This window comes from Ruegeria sp. AD9, assembly GCF_056542305.1.
The window spans coordinates 185600-201614 of record NZ_JBQFZP010000004.1 but is presented as its reverse complement, the minus strand read 5'-3'; the positions used below and the strand labels follow the sequence as shown (position 1 = coordinate 201614).

Genomic DNA, 16015 nt, shown 5'->3' with positions numbered 1-16015 from the left:
TCAGTCAAGCTGACCATTCCCATCCTGATCGGCAGACTGGAAATCCTCGCCCATCTGGGTGTCAAATTCTGGTCTTGAGATCACGTTGTCGCCGTTTCGGTCAGCGTTGCGGAACAGTTTGATGTCCATGAACGGCTTGGCCTCGGCCTGACCCAGAGTACCGTTCCTGTCTTCGTCCATCGTCTGAAAGGCGTAATCCGAGAAAGCATCGAACTCGTCTTTGGACAGGAACCCGTCATTGTCGGCGTCGATGGACTTCAACTCGTTTTCGTGCAGTTCAGCCACGCTTTCGGCGTGACCCGAATCGGCCAAAGCCACCATGAACATCACTAGGCTTAGCTGTTTCATATCGACCTCCTCAGCACGCGAATCTCTGACCTTCGATGCCGCCAGCGGCAGCGCCCGCTGCGGTCAGGATCGTCTTGCCTGATCCGCCACCAAACTGGTTGCCGATTGCGCCCCCGATCAGCGCCCCGCCCAACGTTCCGCCCAGACAGGCGATTTCGTGCTGGCGTGCAGCTTGCTGTTGCGGAGTTGGGGCCGGTCCGCAGGCCGCCAAAAGGGCCGCGCCGGACAGTAATAGGTAGAACGCGTTAAGTTTCATGAAAAAACTCCCCGTATGAATACGCCAAGTATTCGCGCTCTGGGGCGGTGCTTCAAGTTAAATTGGCGGCGAAAGGCCCCGGTCGGACCGGGGCCGATCAAAATCAGATCACATCCAACAGGCCTTCACCGGCGGAAATCTCGCAGGCGCCGGGGTTTTCTTCCATATTTAGCACCGTGACCGTGCCATCCTCGACCAGCATTGCATACCGCTTGGACCGCGCGAAAAGCCCCACGGGCGGCGCGTCGAAATCCATGCCGATGGCCTTGGTGAACTCTGCCGCTGCGTCCGACACCATGGTCAGCCCCGCCTCGGTCGCGCCCGTGGATTGCCCCCACGCCTGCATCACAAACGGATCATTGACCGAAAGGCACAGGATCTCGTCCACGCCCTTGGCGTCAAACTGTTTCTTCGTGCGGATGAAACTGGGCACATGGGCGGTCGTGCAGGTGCCGGTATAAGCCCCCGGCACGGCAAAGATCACCACCTTGCGGCCTTTGGTCTTGTCTGAAATCCGCACCTCTTCCGGCCCGTTCGCGCCCATCTGAATCAGCGTTGCTTCGGGCAGGGTATCTCCTGTTGAAATCATTATTCAGCTCCTGTCGTTTGGATTTGCAGAAATGTGCTTAGCCGCAATATAGGTGGTCTGAACACGGTGACCACTTGAAAACTACGGGGTAGGCAAAGCATGAACCATATTGTCGTGATCGGCGCGGGGCAGGCAGGCGCCTCTTTGGTGGCTCGTCTGCGCAAGGACGGGTTTGCGGGTGAGATCACTCTGATCGGGGCCGAGCCGCATCTGCCCTATCAACGCCCACCCCTGTCCAAAGCCTATCTGCTGGGCGAGATGGAGCTTGAGCGTCTGTTCCTGCGGCCCGAAAGTTTTTACACGGAAAACAACATCACCCTGCGTTTGGGTCAGCGCGTCACCGGTATCGACCCCAAGGCCAAAACGGTCACCCTGGGGGATGAGGTTATCTCATACGACGAACTGGCGCTGACCACCGGGTCTGACCCGCGCCGCCTGCCCGCAGCGATTGGTGGCGATCTGGACGGTGTGCATGTGGTGCGCGATCTGGCCCATATCGACGAGATGGAGCCCAAAGTGACCGAAGGCGCCCGCGCGCTGATCGTGGGCGGCGGGTATATCGGCCTCGAAGCTGCCGCCGTATGTGCCAAGCGCGGCGTCAAGGTCACTCTGGTCGAGATGGCCGACCGTATCCTGCAACGTGTCGCAGCGCCCGAGACCAGCGACTATTTCCGCGCGTTGCACAGTGCATACGGCGCAGACATCCGCGAAGGCGTCGGGTTGGATCATCTGATCGGCGAAAACGGCAAGGTCACCGGCGCGGTTCTGACTGACGGAACAAAGCTGGACGTTGATTTCGTTGTGGTTGGCGTCGGCATTGCACCCGCAACCCAACTGGCCGAGATGGCGGGGCTGGACCTGGACAACGGCATCAGAACCGACGCCCATGGCCGCACGTCCGACCCGTCGATCTGGGCGGCTGGCGATTGCGCCTCCTTTCCCCATGGCGAAGGCCGCATCCGTCTGGAAAGCGTCCCCAATGCCATTGATCAGGCCGAGATCGTGGCCCAGAACATGTTGGGTGCGGCCAAGGACTATGTGGCAACCCCGTGGTTCTGGTCGGATCAATACGAGGTCAAGCTTCAGATCGCGGGTCTGAACACCGGATATGACCGCGTGGTGACCCGGCAGGGCGACGGGCAGACCGTGTCCTTCTGGTATTACAACGGGGATAAACTGATTGCGGTCGACGCGATGAACGATCCGCGTGCCTATATGGTCGGCAAACGCCTGATCGAAATGGGAAAAACGGCCGACCCGGCTGTCGTGGCCGACCCTGATGCAGACCTTAAATCGCTGCTCAAGGCATGAGGATCATCGCCGGAGAGTTCCGCGGTCGCGCCCTGACCCCCGTCGGCAAAGGCGATGCGGGCGCGCATCTGCGCCCGACCACCGACCGGGTGCGCGAAAGCCTGTTCAACGTGCTGGCCCATCAGATCGATTTCGACGGCCTGCGCGTGCTGGACCTGTTTGCTGGCACCGGCGCGCTCGGGCTCGAAGCACTGTCACGCGGTGCGGCGCATGTCACCTTCGTGGATGACGGGCGCGTGGCGCAGGGTTTGATCCGCAAGAATATCGACCTGACCCGCAGTGCCGGGCGCACCGACCTGATCCGCCGCGATGCAACCCGGTTGGGCGAAAATCCGGACGCGCCCTACGATCTGATCTTTCTGGACCCGCCCTATGGCAAGGCCATGGGACAGAAAGCCATCGCCGCGCTGGCCAATGGCTGGATCGCGGATGATGCGCTGCTGGTTTGGGAAGAAAACTCACGGATGCAGGCCCCGGCCGGGTTCACGTTGCACGACAGCCGCAAATATGGCGACACGTATATCTCATTGATGCGGAACGGTGATCAGAGTGCATGATCTGGTCATTTTCGATTGCGATGGCGTTCTGGTCGATAGTGAGGTGATCTCGAACCAGGTGCTGGCGGATAATCTGGCGGGCTATGGCCTGCACCTGACCTTGCCCGAATGCATGTCCCTGTTTGTGGGCGGAACCATGGTCGGGGTGTGCGACAAGGCGCGTGCGATGGGCGCAGACCTGCCCGAAGGTTGGATTGATCAGGTCTATGCCGAAACCTACGACCGCCTGCGCGCCGGTGTGCCTTTGGTGCCGGGTGTCGCGGACCTGCTTGCGGCGCTGGATCAGCGGGGCATCCCCTATTGCGTGGCCTCAAACGGCAGCCCGGACAAGATGCAGATCACGCTCGGCCAGAACGGGCTCTGGGACCGGTTCAAAGATGTGATGTTCTCGGCCCATGTGCTTGGCACCGGCAAGCCTGATCCAAAGATGTTCCAACTGGCGGCGGAACATTTTGGCGCACAGGCCCCCGTGGTTATCGAAGACAGCCACAATGGTGTTACAGCTGCAATCCGGGCCAATATGCGCTGTCTGGCCTACGCGCCGCATGGCGGTGGTGACAGGCTGGCCGATCTGGGGGCCGAGGTGATCACGGATATGTCACAGGCACACCCGCTGTTGCGACTTTGACCCCCAACTGTGCTATGATACAGCCATGGACCATGCTCTGACACCCTTTGCCTGGAAAATCTCCCGCGACGCCGAGGTCGCGACGAAACCTGACCGCAAACCCCTGCGTGCGCCGGTGTTCATTTACGACGCGGTTACCCCTTGGGGGGCTGAGACGATGTTGCTGAAACTCCTGCGCGAACAGGCTGCCGATCAGGACGAATAGGTCGGGTGAAACTTGCCGCCCGGTGATAGGGTAAAGATATCGACCCCATTCGCCGTTACGCCTACCGAATGCTCGAACTGTGCCGACAGCGACTTGTCGCGGGTCACGGCGGTCCAGTCGTCGGCCAGCGTCTTGGTTTCGGGACGGCCCAGATTGACCATCGGCTCGATGGTAAAGAACATGCCTTCCTCAAGAACCGCGCCGGTGCCGGGACGGCCATAATGCAGCACATTCGGTGGCGCGTGGAACACGCGGCCCAGACCGTGCCCGCAAAAGTCGCGAACAACACTCATCCGGTGCGCTTCGACATAGGCCTGAATGGCATGGCCGATATCGCCGAACGTGTTGCCCGGCTTGACCATTTCGATACCCTTGAACAGTGCGTCATGGGTCACCTGGATCAGACGCTCGGCCTTGCGCGGCAGCTTGCCCGCCACATACATGCGCGAGGTGTCACCGAACCAGCCATCCACGATGACAGTCACATCGATGTTCAGGATATCGCCTTCCTTCAACTTCTTGTCACCGGGAATACCGTGGCAGACCACATGGTTCACACTGATGCAGCTGGCGTGCTCATACCCCTTATAGCCGATCGTGGCCGAGGTCGCGCCCGCATCCTCGACCATCTGCGTGATCAGCCCGTCAATCGCACCCGTGGTCTGACCGGGAAAGACATGCGCGGCAATATCATCCAGAATCCGCGCCGCCAGAGCGCCCGCCGCGTGCATCCCGGCAAAATCACCCTGTTCATAGATGCGAATACCGTCCTTGGTCAGGCGGCCACGATGCTCTTTCATCGACGCAAAGCTCCAAATGTTACGCGCGGCACTTCTTTTACGCTGCTTGTGCAGAAAGTACCAGAGGGCGTCAGGTTGCGGGTGTCAGATGGGGCAAAAAGCAGCAAGTTCAAGCATCGGCTGACCGAGGGGTGTTTTGATTGTTGGGAATGGCGTTTCGTGACGCAGAAAACCCTCGCATTCACAGCGATGGGTCATCGGTAGCGCCGCGAGGTTCCCGCTTGCGGGCATTCAGCCGTGCAGATTTCTACAAAATCTGAATAATTCTTTGCTGCATCCAGGAACAACCAACAACAGCTGCGCCAGATTTTTTACCGAAGAGAAGGGCGGTTCCTGCGTAAGGAGCGTACTGTAAGCCTCGGTTCGCAATACACGCGTTGGAAAGGAAGGCTACGGTGAGATTACGCATTCTACCTTGGTGACACTTACGAGAACATCGTTTTGATGAGGAATGTCGTAGTCGAACTGGGCAGCTCCAAACTCGGTTCCTATCCCTGGCCAATGCCGCGAATTGCCGCTTTGGCGACCTGATCAAATATTGATCGGTCGCTAGAAGCGGAGGCGACAATCATGCCGCCCTCCAAGGCCGCGACGATGAGGCCTGCGGTATCTTCGGCATTCTTGACCTCGTGCTTGGTGAATAGGTTTTCTAACCATGCCTTGTTCATCTCAAAGAAGGCTTTAGTGCGCTGATTGACGTTTTCGGGCAGCCCAATGGCTTCGGCACCCATGATGGCGCAAAGGCAAATGGACTCGTTCAGCACCAGCGCGCCGGAATAGAGCGCCACGAAACCTTCCAATGCAGAATGCAGGTCGTTCAGGTCAATCTTGTCCAGTTCTGCCTTGAACTGCTCGGCGTAGCGGGTGACGAGAGCCTCCCCGAGATCCGGTTTGGTGGGAAAATGGTAGTGAACGCTGGCACTTTTGATTCCCACATCGTTGGCCAGGTCACGGAAGCTCATCTCCGAAAAGCCCGCACTGCGCACGCGTTTCTCGGCGGCGATGAGAATTTTTTCTTTCATTGTCAGCGGCATGACTATCTCCAATCTATCGATTGATAGATAAACGTTGACAGCTCGGGAATCAACTTCTAACTGGTGTCTACCTAGTGATAGATAGACATCCATGAAAGGAACACGCTGATGGCTACTGGAAACAAACAAAAACGCGTCTTGCTGGTCATGTCGTCCGTTGACGAAATGGGCATTTCGGGCAAGCAAACCGGCACCTGGTTCGAAGAGGTCGCAACCCCGTATTACGTCCTGACGGAAGCAGGCTATGAGGTTGTTTTTGCCTCGCCCAAAGGCGGCAACGCGCCGATTGACCTGTTGTCGATGAAGGCTCCGTTCACTACCGAAAACACTGACCGCTTCTTCAACGATCCGGTGGCCATGTTCGCGGTACAGAATACCCGCAAACTGCGTGAGATCGACTATTCGACCTTCGATGCGCTCTTCATTCCGGGCGGCTATGGCCTGATCTGGGACCTGGCTTCTGACAGCTATGCCATCAAGATGATCCGGGAGTTCTACGAATCCGACCGGCCTGTCGCGATGGTCTGCCACGCGCCGGCCATACTGCGGGATATCAAGAAGTCAGACGGCAGCTACCTGGTTGAGGGCCTCAGCCTGACCGGCTTCAAGAACGACGAAGACAACGAGATCGAGCTTCTGCATCACCTTCTGTTCTCGCTTGAAGATGAGTTGAAACGCCGTGGCGCCACCTACGTCAGCAAGGCCAACTGGGAAGCCAACGTGGTCGTAGATGGCGCCCTGATGACTGGTCAGAGCCCGGCGTCGGCACCCCCACTCGCGGAAGCGCTCAAGCGGCGTCTTGCTGCCTGACGCAAATCGCCGGGGCGGGCAATTGTCCGCCCTGGCAACCCGAAACGGAGAAGACCTATGCCCACCAAGCTTCAACCCATCGACAGTGTCGAGATTCTTGTTCTCATCGACAACCGGACGGACAGCCTGTCCAGCGTGCCCGTGGGGTTCACCCATGAGTGGGACAATCTCCACAACGCCGGGATGGAGCAGATCTCGGGTGCCGGTCAATGTTGTGCAAATCACGGCCTGGCGTTGATCATCTCAGCCCTGCGCGGCGAGACGGAACATACATTGCTCTTTGACGCCGGGCCGGTCGATTTTGCCGTCGAATACAACGCGTCGCGGCTTGGAACATCCTTTGGCACCATCGAGGCGATCGCTCTGTCGCATGGCCATTGGGATCATGCGGGCGGTATTCCAGCGGCCATCGAGCTGATCCGCAAGGACGGCCGGACCGGCGAGTTACCGGTTTATCTGCATCCCGGAATGTTCCGAAAACGTGCTTTTCCGCTTTCGTCAGGAGAACTGATCGAAATACAAGAAATCGCCACACCCGAAGAACTGGCTGCGCAGGGCGCTACACCCGTTGTCACGGATCAACCGGTCAGCGTGTTGGACGATATGCTCTATATTTCGGGCGAAATTCCCCGTGTCACGGATTACGAGGTCGGGTTTCCGGGCCATGTCCGCCGCACCGAAGACGGCGCGGGTTGGGAAGACGACCCGCTGCTCATGGACGAACGCTATGTCGCGGTGAATATCGCGGGCAAAGGTCTGGTGGTATTTTCTGCCTGTTCACATGGGGGTATCGTCAACGTCCTTCATGCCGCTCAGCGCGATTTTCCCGGCGTGCCGATCCATGGCCTGACCGGCGGCTTTCACCTTGCCGGTGGCAATGAAAAGATCATCGACCAGACCGTCGCCGACTTTGCGCAATTCGACGTCGACCTGATCATGCCCGGCCACTGTACCGGGTGGCGTGCGACGAACGCACTGGAACGCCGGTACGGCAAGCGGGTCGTGCCAATCGCCGTCGGCATGAAGTTCAACCTTTGAGAAAAGGACAAGAAGATGGAATTCAACGCAAACTTTGATGAACGTGCGGTTGTCCATTCGGAAAATGAACCGTGGATCGCCTCACCTATGAAAGGTGTCGACCGGCGGATGCTGGATAGGATCGGCGATGAGGTTGCACGGGCAACAACAATTGTTCGCTATGCACCGGGCAGCGCCTTTTCAGCCCATACCCATACAGGGGGCGAAGAGTTTCTGGTGCTCGATGGCGTCTTTCAGGACGAACACGGGGATTTTCCCGTTGGCACCTATGTGCGCAATCCGCCGACCACCTCGCATACGCCAAGCGCGGCGGACGGGGCAACGATCCTGGTCAAGCTTTGGCAGTTCGACCCGGAGGACCGCACACAGCTGACAATCGACACAAACGCGCAGGACCCGCGCCCGGTTGCAGATGGCATATCCGAAATCCCGCTCTTTGAGGATTCCCGTGAACGGGTCCGGATCGAGGTCTGGGACGCATCGGCACATGTAAACGTGACCGGGCACAAGGGGTTCGAGGCACTGGTGATCGACGGCAGCTTCACCGAAGGCGGAGAAGTCTTCCAGAAGAACTCATGGCTGCGTCTGCCACCGGGTATGGCGCTCAACGCCACGGCCGGGTTGGAAGGTGCCCGTCTTTGGATCAAGTCCGACCACCTGGCGCAACCGCCAATCATCCCGACCCAAGGATAGGACAATGGACAAACCTCTCGCGATCGTCGCCGGTGCCGGCCCCGGCCTTGGACAGACGCTGGTCACGTCATTTGCTCAGAACGGATATACGGCCTTTGGCCTGAACCGGACCGTGCCGCAAGGCGCCAGTACCACGCTGGCTGTCGATCTGACCGAACAGCGCTGGAGCAGGGCAAAGCTCCGGGACATGATCTGCACCCATGGCCCGCCCAAGCTTGTGGTCCACAACACGGCGAACCTTGTCATCTCGCCCTTCGAGGAGACAAGCACGGATGACTTCGAGGCGACCTGGCGTTCCATGGTCCTGTCAGCGGTCATTCTGGCGCAAGGTGTTTTGCCCGCGATGGCCGACACCGGGGGCGGCACCTTCATCGTGTCTGGCGCCACGGCCAGCCTGCGCGGTGGCAAGAACTTCTCGGCTTTCGCTTCGGCCAAGGCAGGTCTGCGGGCATTGACCCAGTCTCTGGCCCGGGAATATGGACCCAAAGGTGTGCACGTCGTGCATGTGATCCTTGACGGGATCGTCGATACAAAAGCCAGCCGGGATCTGCACAGCATGGATCCGTCGCGGATGATGCAACCGGCAGATATCGCAGACACCTATCTCGCGCTCGCCAGCCAGCCAAGATCCACCTGGACTCACGAACTGGATCTCAGACCCATGGGGGAGACATTCTGATGCAAACGGATATTCTCATCGTCGGCGGCGGCCTGTCTGGCCTCGCCCTCGCGGACCACCTGACGCAAAGGGGTGCAGATTTCCTTCTGGTCGAGGCGCAGAACCGCCTCGGCGGTCGTATCCTGACCAAAGAGCTGTCGGGTGGAAAATTCGACCTTGGTCCGGCATGGTTCTGGCCTGGCCAGCCGCGTATGGCCACCCTGGCGCAGCGCTTCGACATCCCGGTCTTCGAACAGTATTCAACCGGGGATCAGATGTTTCAGGACCAGTCCGGCGCTGTCCAACGCGCCCGCGGCTATGCGTCGATGCAAGGATCCTACCGGCTGGCCGGAGGCATGGGTGCCCTGACCGGCGCGCTTGCCGGATCGCTGGGTGCAGGGCGTATCCTGACACATACCAGACTCAGATCGGTCCGGCATTCTCCCGGCAAGATCGCCGCATTTCTCGACCATGACGGCGGACCTTATTCTGTCGAAGCCAGACAGATCATGCTGGCCATCCCGCCGCGGGTGATTGCGGATACCGTCAATTTTGAACCAGCGCTGGATGCGGATCAGATCCAAGCCTTGAAAAACATTCCGACCTGGATGGCCGGGCAAGCCAAGATTCTCGCGGTTTACGATGAGCCCCATTGGCGCAACGCCGGGCTTTCAGGTGACGCGATGAGCCACCGCGGCCCCATGGTCGAAATTCATGATGCCTCCCCCATGAAGGGAGGACCTTATGCACTGTTCGGATTCGTCGGATACCCCGCCGATATGCGCGCGACACACAAAGAAGCCATGATGGACCAGGCCTTGGCGCAACTCACGGCCATGTTTGGCCCCAAGATGGCGCAACCCCTTGATCTGGAACTGCAGGATTGGGCAACAATCGCGGAAATCTCCCGCATGCAGGATCATGTTCCGGCTCGCTTCCACCCAAGCTACGGCTTGCCTTCGATCCTTAACAGCCTTGCAGCACGAGGTGTCCATTTCTGCTCAACCGAAACCGCGCACGGGTTCGGCGGATATCTTGAAGGCGCTCTGGAGGCCGCTGAGAAAGCTGCAAAACTCGCGACTCACTCTATGGAAACCAAGGTCTGACCGACATTTGACTGTCACCCTTTGTCCTGGATGGATCATTGATCTGCACGATTTCTATCGTCGCCCAAAAAGAAACTGGTTCACCGCGCCACATGCAACTTTTCGACCATTTCGCTTGGACGTCTGACGTGTTGCGCGGCCCCGTTCGCTGTGCGAATGAGTTTTGGGCTGCGGCATCACTCTCAAGCCATCTCTTTATCCGTTTTTTTTCGCGCCTTTGCTATTAAGCAAACCATATCCAGCAAGAGCGATGCACCGGCCAAAGCTGTAATCTCTGCATGATCGTACGGAGGGGAGACTTCGACGAGATCGGCCCCGACAAGGTTGACCCCGTCGAGCTTGCGTACCAAAGACTGCCCTTGATAGGTAGACAGTCCTCCGCATACCGGCGTTCCGGTTCCGGGCGCGAATGCCGGATCAAGCGCGTCAATATCGAAGGTCAGGTAAGCAGGCCGGTCTCCTACTGTCTCTTTGATGCGCGCAACCGTTGCATCAATCCCGTTCTCGTGAACCCAATTTGCGTCGAGTACCGTGAACCCGTGAGTCTTTTCATTCAGCGTGCGCATGCCTGCCTGCACTGACGTCTCAGGGGATATGATGCCTTCGACAGTGGCATGGTAGAACATTGAACCATGGTCGATCCGCTTTGGGTGTTCTTCCCATGTATCCGAATGGGCATCAATCTGGATCAGCGAAATGGGGCCGTGGCGTTCTGCCTGCGCCTTCAGGATCGGATAGGTGACCGAGTGATCTCCGCCCATCGTCAGAAGAAAGGCACCGGATTTCAGGATTTCCCGCGCTTGGTCCTGAATTTGTAGCGCAATCTGCTCTGGAAAGCCTGGGTCGATATCACAATCGCCGTAATCAACCATGTTCAGGATTTCGAAGGGATCAAATCCCCAGGGCCAGGGCCCACCATCCCAGGCGAGGTTGGTCGATACAGCACGAATGGCACGTGGCCCGAACCTGCATCCCGGGCGATTGGTCACAGAGAGATCATAGGGAACACCCCACGTGACCATATCCGCGCGCTCCAGATTGCGGCAATATTGTCGCCGGAACAGACTTGTCGCACCGCTAAAGGTCGGCTCACACCCCATGCCCATTTCATTTTGCGCCAGAAAGGCGCGGTCGGTTGAAGTCACCATTATTGGCTCCGTTCATTTTGATGATTGCTGCCCGAGTGGCGGGGTATTGCAATTCTTTCCCGCCTTTGCCGGGCTTGGCAGGGTTCAGGTGCCGGATTTTACATTCGTCCAAAGACGGTTGCGATTGCGCAGCGTTTTCGCGCCGACACTCAGATCAGGGAAGAGTCGTCTCAATGTCGCCTCATCCGGGTAGATTCCCGGGTCGGTCAGAATGGCTTCATCTACGAACGTATCTGCTGCGGAATTCGCATTCGCAAAATAGACGTAGTTGGACACTCCTGCGATGACATCAGGCCGCAGCATATAGTCAATGAATCGATATGCCTCATCCGCCCGTGTTGAATCCACCGGAATGGACATGAGGTCGATCCACATCAAAGTGCCTTCGCTCGGAATTGAATACAGAATTTCGACACCATTGCCGGACTCCATGGCGCGGGCCTGAGCTATGCCGGCATCACCACTGTACATCACTGCCAAACAGGCATCTCCACCGGGCAAATCTGTAGATGCTTTCTGGTTGTGAAAATAACGAATGGACGGCGTGACGGCCTCGAAGAGGTCCTGAACCCTGTCGAGATCGGCGGGGTCATCGGAGTACGGGTCAGCCCCGAGATAGTTCAGCGCCACTGAGACCATTTCTACCGGTGAGTCCAGCACGGCAATCCCACAGTCGGCAAGCTTGGCGGCGATCTGAGGATCAAAAAGAACGTCCCAGGATGTGATGACATCCGTGCCCAGTCGCTCTTTGATCATGGTTGGATTGTAGGCAAGCCCTACTGTGCCCCAAGTGTAAGGTACGCCCAATTGCCGGGCACCGGGTATACTGTCGAGCGACGCCAGAATTTTCGGATTGAGATTGCCGTAGTTGCTCAGGCGCGCGGGGTCGATCGGATGCAACGCCCCGGCCTGAAACTCTCGTTGCGCATTGGACGCGGCGGGGAAAACGACATCGTAACCTGACGCCCCTGTCAGCAGCTTGGTTTCCAGAACTTCGTTTGAATCGTAATAGTCCAGGCTGACATGTGTGCCGGTCTCCTTTTCGTAGTCCGAAACTGTCGTTTCACCAAAGTAATCAGCCCAATTGTAGATTGAGAGGTCTTCGGCTGAAGCCGGAAAAGCGATCGCGAGGTTTGAGGCAATGGCAACAGCCGAAAGGCCAAAATGCGGTTTCATTGTTTCTCCTCCTTGTTGCAGGATTCCGCCCTGAATTTTCACGTCCGGAGAGGCTTTGGTGACGAGGCACAGTCAGCACCCCGGGCGAGCGTTCTGACATCAACAATGGAATCGAATGGCCATCACTGTAAATTTGCGGTAGGATATATATCTTTAGGTATAGGAATTGGCTATGTTACCAGATAGCGGCGACATCTCGGCGGCCAAGTGGGATGAGACCTACGCAATCTTGTTGGAGCGGTTGGAAACAGACTTCTTCCCAACAGCTCTGAGGAAGATGTTGGAACTGCATGTCAGTTTTGAATCGATGATCCTCACGCGCTATCAGGATCAAGCACCACCTGTCTCGCTCTATCACGATCTCGACGACGTGCAGGCGGCCATATCAATTCAGTTTTATGCAACCGGCCCATACCTGCTGGATCCGTTTTCGCAAGCGTGTAGATCGGGAAAAGAACCCGGCGCTTACCGTCTGGCCGATTTAGTCAATGAGGCGTTCTTTCGTTCAGAGTACTACCGGACCTTTTATCGCAAGGTTCGGATCAGCGATGAGTTGGGGGTGCTGATAAGGCTAAACAGCGGGGACTGGGTCGTAATATCTCTGTCGCGAGGCGCCCGTCAGCCCCGGTTTACCCCTGAGGATGTCGCGAAGATCAATTCCATCCATAAGACCCTGTCGGCCGCCGTGATCCGAAACTGGAACCTGAGGGGTGCCGAAAGACAACCGGAAGCCCTGAATCAGGTTGAGGAACGGTTGGCCACTTTTGGTGCGGACAGGTTAAGCCCAAGAGAAGCCGAGGTCGTGCGCCTTGTTTTGCAAGGCCACTCAGCCGGCTCTGCTTCCGCATTTCTCGGGATCACCGAAGGTACAGTCAAAGTGCATCGCCACAACGCCTACTCCAAGCTGGGCGTCAGTTCACAGGCAGAGTTGTTTTCCGCAGCCACTCGATATTTGGCATCAAAGCCATCTTAACTTGGGAAATCCGTAGAACTTTCTTGTGAATGCGGCCAGGGCCGAGATTCACAAGGTGTTCTGGGTGCTGCGGGTGCAACCCACATTGCCGGCATTCTCTACGGGCGCAAAATCAGGACCTGGGCGAACTGACGGTTTTACGGGCTTTGAGGACGTGTTTGCCAGCACAATCCGTTTTCAGCGCCGCTATTCTGGCATCCCTGCCCGTCGAAGCGCCTCAAAATAACGTTCAGCGCCTTCTGAACCACCATAATCCACGTTGCTACGCCACCTCGAGATCGTTTCGCTAGGTTCCAATTGCAGCATCTGCATCAAAGCTGCAGACGCTTTTTCAGTTTCCCCAAGCATTGCGTGTGCAGCAGCTCTCGTGCTGTGAAGAGCGGCATAATCCTTTGAGAATCGCATACCTGCTTCTGCATAGGCGATGGCATCACGGTCTCGGCCGAGCATTACGCAAGAAGTGGCGGCACCTCCGGAAGCGCCCACGAAAACAGCCCCATACCGGCCCAAGCGAAGCGCCGTTTGAAAGCAGCTTAATGCCATTTCAGGAAACCCAGCCCAATTATACCCCCACCCCATAAACAAATGAAGACGGGCATCTAACGGTGCTCTTTTCTGGATTTGTTCAAGCGCCACGGACAACTTATCTGCATCCCCGTCCACATTATAGTCAGCCACGGCGACACTCAGATCAAGCGTTGGGTTTTGACCTGCCATGCGTCGCCCGGCCTCAATCCAAGATGGCAGTTTCTCGTAGTAGGTCGACAGTTCGCAACGCAGATTGTAAGTCCTCGCGCCATTCATTGTCCAAATAGCTTCGGCATAGGCGGCCGTGAGAGTTGGTTTGGCTTCAATCGCCTTGGCTTGATACGATAACGTTTCTTCGTAGCTGTCGATCCCGGCACCAGACCAAGCGATCATACCCTTCAGGACGCATTGCTCGGCAGTTAGTTCGTTTTCAGGCAGTACCGAAAGCTTTGCGGTCTCAAACTCGATCAAGGTTCCGCTTACGGCGTCCAACAGCTTTTCTACCACCTCATCTTGCCAATCGAAGATGGCTTCGACCACCCCATCGAACTTCTCGGTCCAGATTTCAGAATCAGAAGGATCATGTAAGCGGGCTTCCAGACGCAATCGATCCCCGTATCCACGTAGCACGCTACGAAGTGCATATCCCTTTGATGGTTCCGTCGAGGATACCGCTGCATTCAACCAGTTGATTGTTCGAAAATAGGAACCGAAATCCGAAGTCAGAGCTGCGGCCATTTCCTTTAGTTCAACGCGTTGGTCGCGGCATGAGACGGGATAAATGGAGAGCCTTGGCAAGTTCGTTTCAGCGAAAGAAACTGCTCTATGCGTGGGTGCCACGTACAGTCCATGATGCATCCAGACATCTAGGCTGCGCTCGATGTTCTTAAGCTTCTTCTTCCCGACAGATTCGAAAGCAGCCGCCAGAGTGCGGTCAAGGTTCAAATGTACTGGTTCAGAAATAGCGATGCCGCCGGATGGAGCAATGCTCTCAAGCCGCGCAGCAATGTTTACACCGTCACCCAGTATGTCGTCGGCTTTTTCTGTAATATCCCCAACATGAACGCCGATCCGCACTTTCATTAACGGGTGCTCAGCCAATTGTTCCTGTATCTGAATTGCTGCAGTCACAGCTTGTGCCGCACTGTCAAATCGAACCAACCAACCATCGCCCACGCTTTTCACGATCCGACCTGATTGGCCCACTATTGTTGGAGTGACGATGTCGGTTTCCAGATGATCGAGCATTTGCAGTGTTGCTTGCTCATCGTTATGCATGAGTGCCGAATACCCGACGACATCAGCGGCCAGTATTGCCGCCAACTTTCGTTGCAAATGTAGTCCATTGTTCGACATGCACTCGACAATAGTTGATAAGCCTCTTCAGACCAACTTGCTAAAGACGATGTCCACTCTGGGCGCCTCGCACCCGTTCAGAGCCATCAGACACCAAACCGGGTTTCACTCGTGTCAACCCAAACCCCATCCGGTGATATCCGCGTCCCGCAGATCATCCGCTCTACGCCCATAGCCTGTGCCGCCTCGAACGCTGCTGCATAGGACGGGTCGATATCCGCGGCCAGCGCGAACCGGTCGCAATCGGTGCGTTGCACCAGGTACAGCATGATCGCCCGGTGCCCCTGCGTTGCCATCTGTGCCAGCTCGCCCAGATGTTTGGTGCCGCGGGCGGTGACGCTGTCGGGGAACTCGGCCAGACCGGGCTGACGGGAAAGGGTCACGCTTTTGACCTCGACATAGGCATCTGGCAGACCGGGGCCGCTCAGCAGGAAGTCGATACGGCTGTTTTGCCCGTATTTCACTTCGGGTCGGACGGTTTCATAAGCGGCCAGCTCGGGGATCTCGCGCGCCTCAAGTGCTGCCCGCAAGGCCCGGTTCGGGACGGAAGTATCGACCCCGGTGAAATGCCCGTTTTCGTGATCCACCAGCCGCCAGCCGAATTTCAGCTTTTTCTTAGGGTCGTCATTGGGCTCCAACCAGATCAACTGGCCCGGTTCAGCCAACCCCATCATGGATCCCGGATTGGCGCAATGGGCGGTGACTTCGCGCCCGTCGTCCAGCCTGCAATCGGCCAGAAAGCGTTTGTAGCGACGGATCAGGCGGGCGGGGACAAGAGGGGTTCCAAAACGCATGTCTCAG

The 16015-nt window shown here is 57.4% G+C and carries 19 protein-coding genes; 10 read left to right on the top strand and 9 right to left on the bottom strand.

All coding sequences use genetic code 11. From position 1 onward, the window contains the following. From ACR0AM_RS08235 to ACR0AM_RS08225, 3 genes are all read right to left on the bottom strand, one after another. Nucleotides 1–348, bottom strand: coding sequence for an EF-hand domain-containing protein (locus tag ACR0AM_RS08235; protein WP_480622613.1), 348 nt, complete (start codon nt 346–348; stop codon nt 1–3). A gap of 10 nt (nt 349–358) precedes the next feature. Beyond that, complete coding sequence (locus ACR0AM_RS08230) at nt 359–604, bottom strand: glycine zipper 2TM domain-containing protein (RefSeq protein ID WP_209598444.1); 246 nt, start codon at nt 602–604, stop codon at nt 359–361. A gap of 103 nt (nt 605–707) precedes the next feature. After that, nucleotides 708–1193 (bottom strand): redoxin family protein, encoded by a 486-nt coding sequence (locus ACR0AM_RS08225; RefSeq protein ID WP_480474293.1) that lies wholly within the window; start codon nt 1191–1193, stop codon nt 708–710. A gap of 99 nt (nt 1194–1292) precedes the next feature. Here ACR0AM_RS08225 and ACR0AM_RS08220 point away from each other — a divergent pair, with 99 nt between their 5' ends. Genes ACR0AM_RS08220 through ACR0AM_RS08205 form a run of 4 tightly spaced genes read left to right on the top strand, consistent with a single transcriptional unit; the run spans nt 1293 to nt 3894 of the window. Beyond that, nucleotides 1293–2504: an NAD(P)/FAD-dependent oxidoreductase gene (locus tag ACR0AM_RS08220; protein ID WP_480622612.1), complete on the top strand. Its 1212-nt coding sequence runs from the start codon at nt 1293–1295 to the stop codon at nt 2502–2504. Then, nucleotides 2501–3061, top strand: coding sequence for a 16S rRNA (guanine(966)-N(2))-methyltransferase RsmD (rsmD, locus tag ACR0AM_RS08215; protein WP_480474291.1), 561 nt, complete (start codon nt 2501–2503; stop codon nt 3059–3061). Before ACR0AM_RS08220 ends, rsmD begins: the two co-directional genes overlap by 4 nt. Further along, nucleotides 3054–3689 (top strand): HAD family hydrolase, encoded by a 636-nt coding sequence (locus ACR0AM_RS08210; protein ID WP_480622611.1) that lies wholly within the window; start codon nt 3054–3056, stop codon nt 3687–3689. Before rsmD ends, ACR0AM_RS08210 begins: the two co-directional genes overlap by 8 nt. 25 nt (nt 3690–3714) lie before the next feature. Further along, nucleotides 3715–3894 (top strand): hypothetical protein, encoded by a 180-nt coding sequence (locus ACR0AM_RS08205; RefSeq protein ID WP_480622610.1) that lies wholly within the window; start codon nt 3715–3717, stop codon nt 3892–3894. Here the strand turns inward: ACR0AM_RS08205 and map are convergent. Then, nucleotides 3882–4694, bottom strand: coding sequence for a type I methionyl aminopeptidase (map, locus tag ACR0AM_RS08200; RefSeq protein ID WP_480493965.1), 813 nt, complete (start codon nt 4692–4694; stop codon nt 3882–3884). The two genes, ACR0AM_RS08205 and map, sit on opposite strands and share 13 nt — an antisense overlap. A 488-nt stretch (nt 4695–5182) precedes the next feature. Then, nucleotides 5183–5728: a TetR/AcrR family transcriptional regulator gene (locus ACR0AM_RS08195; RefSeq protein WP_480474288.1), complete on the bottom strand. Its 546-nt coding sequence runs from the start codon at nt 5726–5728 to the stop codon at nt 5183–5185. Between the two features lie 108 nt (nt 5729–5836). Here ACR0AM_RS08195 and ACR0AM_RS08190 point away from each other — a divergent pair, with 108 nt between their 5' ends. From ACR0AM_RS08190 to ACR0AM_RS08170, 5 genes are read left to right on the top strand one after another with little or no spacing between them, the layout of a single operon-like run. Beyond that, nucleotides 5837–6538 carry a type 1 glutamine amidotransferase domain-containing protein gene (locus ACR0AM_RS08190; RefSeq protein ID WP_480622609.1) on the top strand — a complete coding sequence of 234 codons (702 nt, stop codon included), beginning with the start codon at nt 5837–5839 and terminating at the stop codon, nt 6536–6538. A 57-nt stretch (nt 6539–6595) separates the two neighbouring features. Continuing rightward, a complete protein-coding gene (locus ACR0AM_RS08185; protein ID WP_480622608.1) occupies nt 6596–7576 on the top strand; it encodes an MBL fold metallo-hydrolase in 981 nt (326 codons plus the stop codon). Nucleotides 7577–7591: 15 nt separating this feature from the next. Then, the gene (locus ACR0AM_RS08180; protein ID WP_480622607.1) at nt 7592–8269 is read left to right on the top strand and encodes a cupin domain-containing protein; all 678 of its coding nucleotides are present in this window, start codon (nt 7592–7594) and stop codon (nt 8267–8269) included. Between the two features lie 4 nt (nt 8270–8273). Continuing rightward, entirely contained in the window at nt 8274–8948 is a 675-nt protein-coding gene (locus tag ACR0AM_RS08175) for an SDR family NAD(P)-dependent oxidoreductase (protein WP_480493961.1), read from the top strand. Further along, complete coding sequence (locus ACR0AM_RS08170; RefSeq protein WP_480622606.1) at nt 8948–10033, top strand: flavin monoamine oxidase family protein; 1086 nt, start codon at nt 8948–8950, stop codon at nt 10031–10033. The genes ACR0AM_RS08175 and ACR0AM_RS08170 overlap by 1 nt, the downstream gene beginning before the upstream one ends. A gap of 182 nt (nt 10034–10215) precedes the next feature. Here the strand turns inward: ACR0AM_RS08170 and speB are convergent, their stop codons facing one another. Continuing rightward, a complete protein-coding gene (speB, locus tag ACR0AM_RS08165) occupies nt 10216–11181 on the bottom strand; it encodes an agmatinase (RefSeq protein ID WP_480622605.1) in 966 nt (321 codons plus the stop codon). A gap of 84 nt (nt 11182–11265) precedes the next feature. Beyond that, nucleotides 11266–12357 (bottom strand): extracellular solute-binding protein, encoded by a 1092-nt coding sequence (locus ACR0AM_RS08160; protein WP_480622604.1) that lies wholly within the window; start codon nt 12355–12357, stop codon nt 11266–11268. A 172-nt stretch (nt 12358–12529) separates the two neighbouring features. Between ACR0AM_RS08160 and ACR0AM_RS08155 the strand changes: the two genes are divergently transcribed. Next, on the top strand, nt 12530–13330 hold the full coding sequence (locus ACR0AM_RS08155; protein WP_480622603.1) for a helix-turn-helix transcriptional regulator: 801 nt from the start codon (nt 12530–12532) through the stop codon (nt 13328–13330). Between the two features lie 186 nt (nt 13331–13516). On the opposite strand, the gene ACR0AM_RS08150 is transcribed toward ACR0AM_RS08155, so the two are convergent. Both ACR0AM_RS08150 and sfsA read right to left on the bottom strand, forming a co-directional pair. After that, nucleotides 13517–15214 (bottom strand): adenylate/guanylate cyclase domain-containing protein, encoded by a 1698-nt coding sequence (locus ACR0AM_RS08150; RefSeq protein WP_480493959.1) that lies wholly within the window; start codon nt 15212–15214, stop codon nt 13517–13519. Nucleotides 15215–15300: 86 nt separating this feature from the next. Beyond that, entirely contained in the window at nt 15301–16008 is a 708-nt protein-coding gene (gene sfsA, locus ACR0AM_RS08145; protein ID WP_480605454.1) for a DNA/RNA nuclease SfsA, read from the bottom strand. Nucleotides 16009–16015 lie beyond the last annotated feature (7 nt).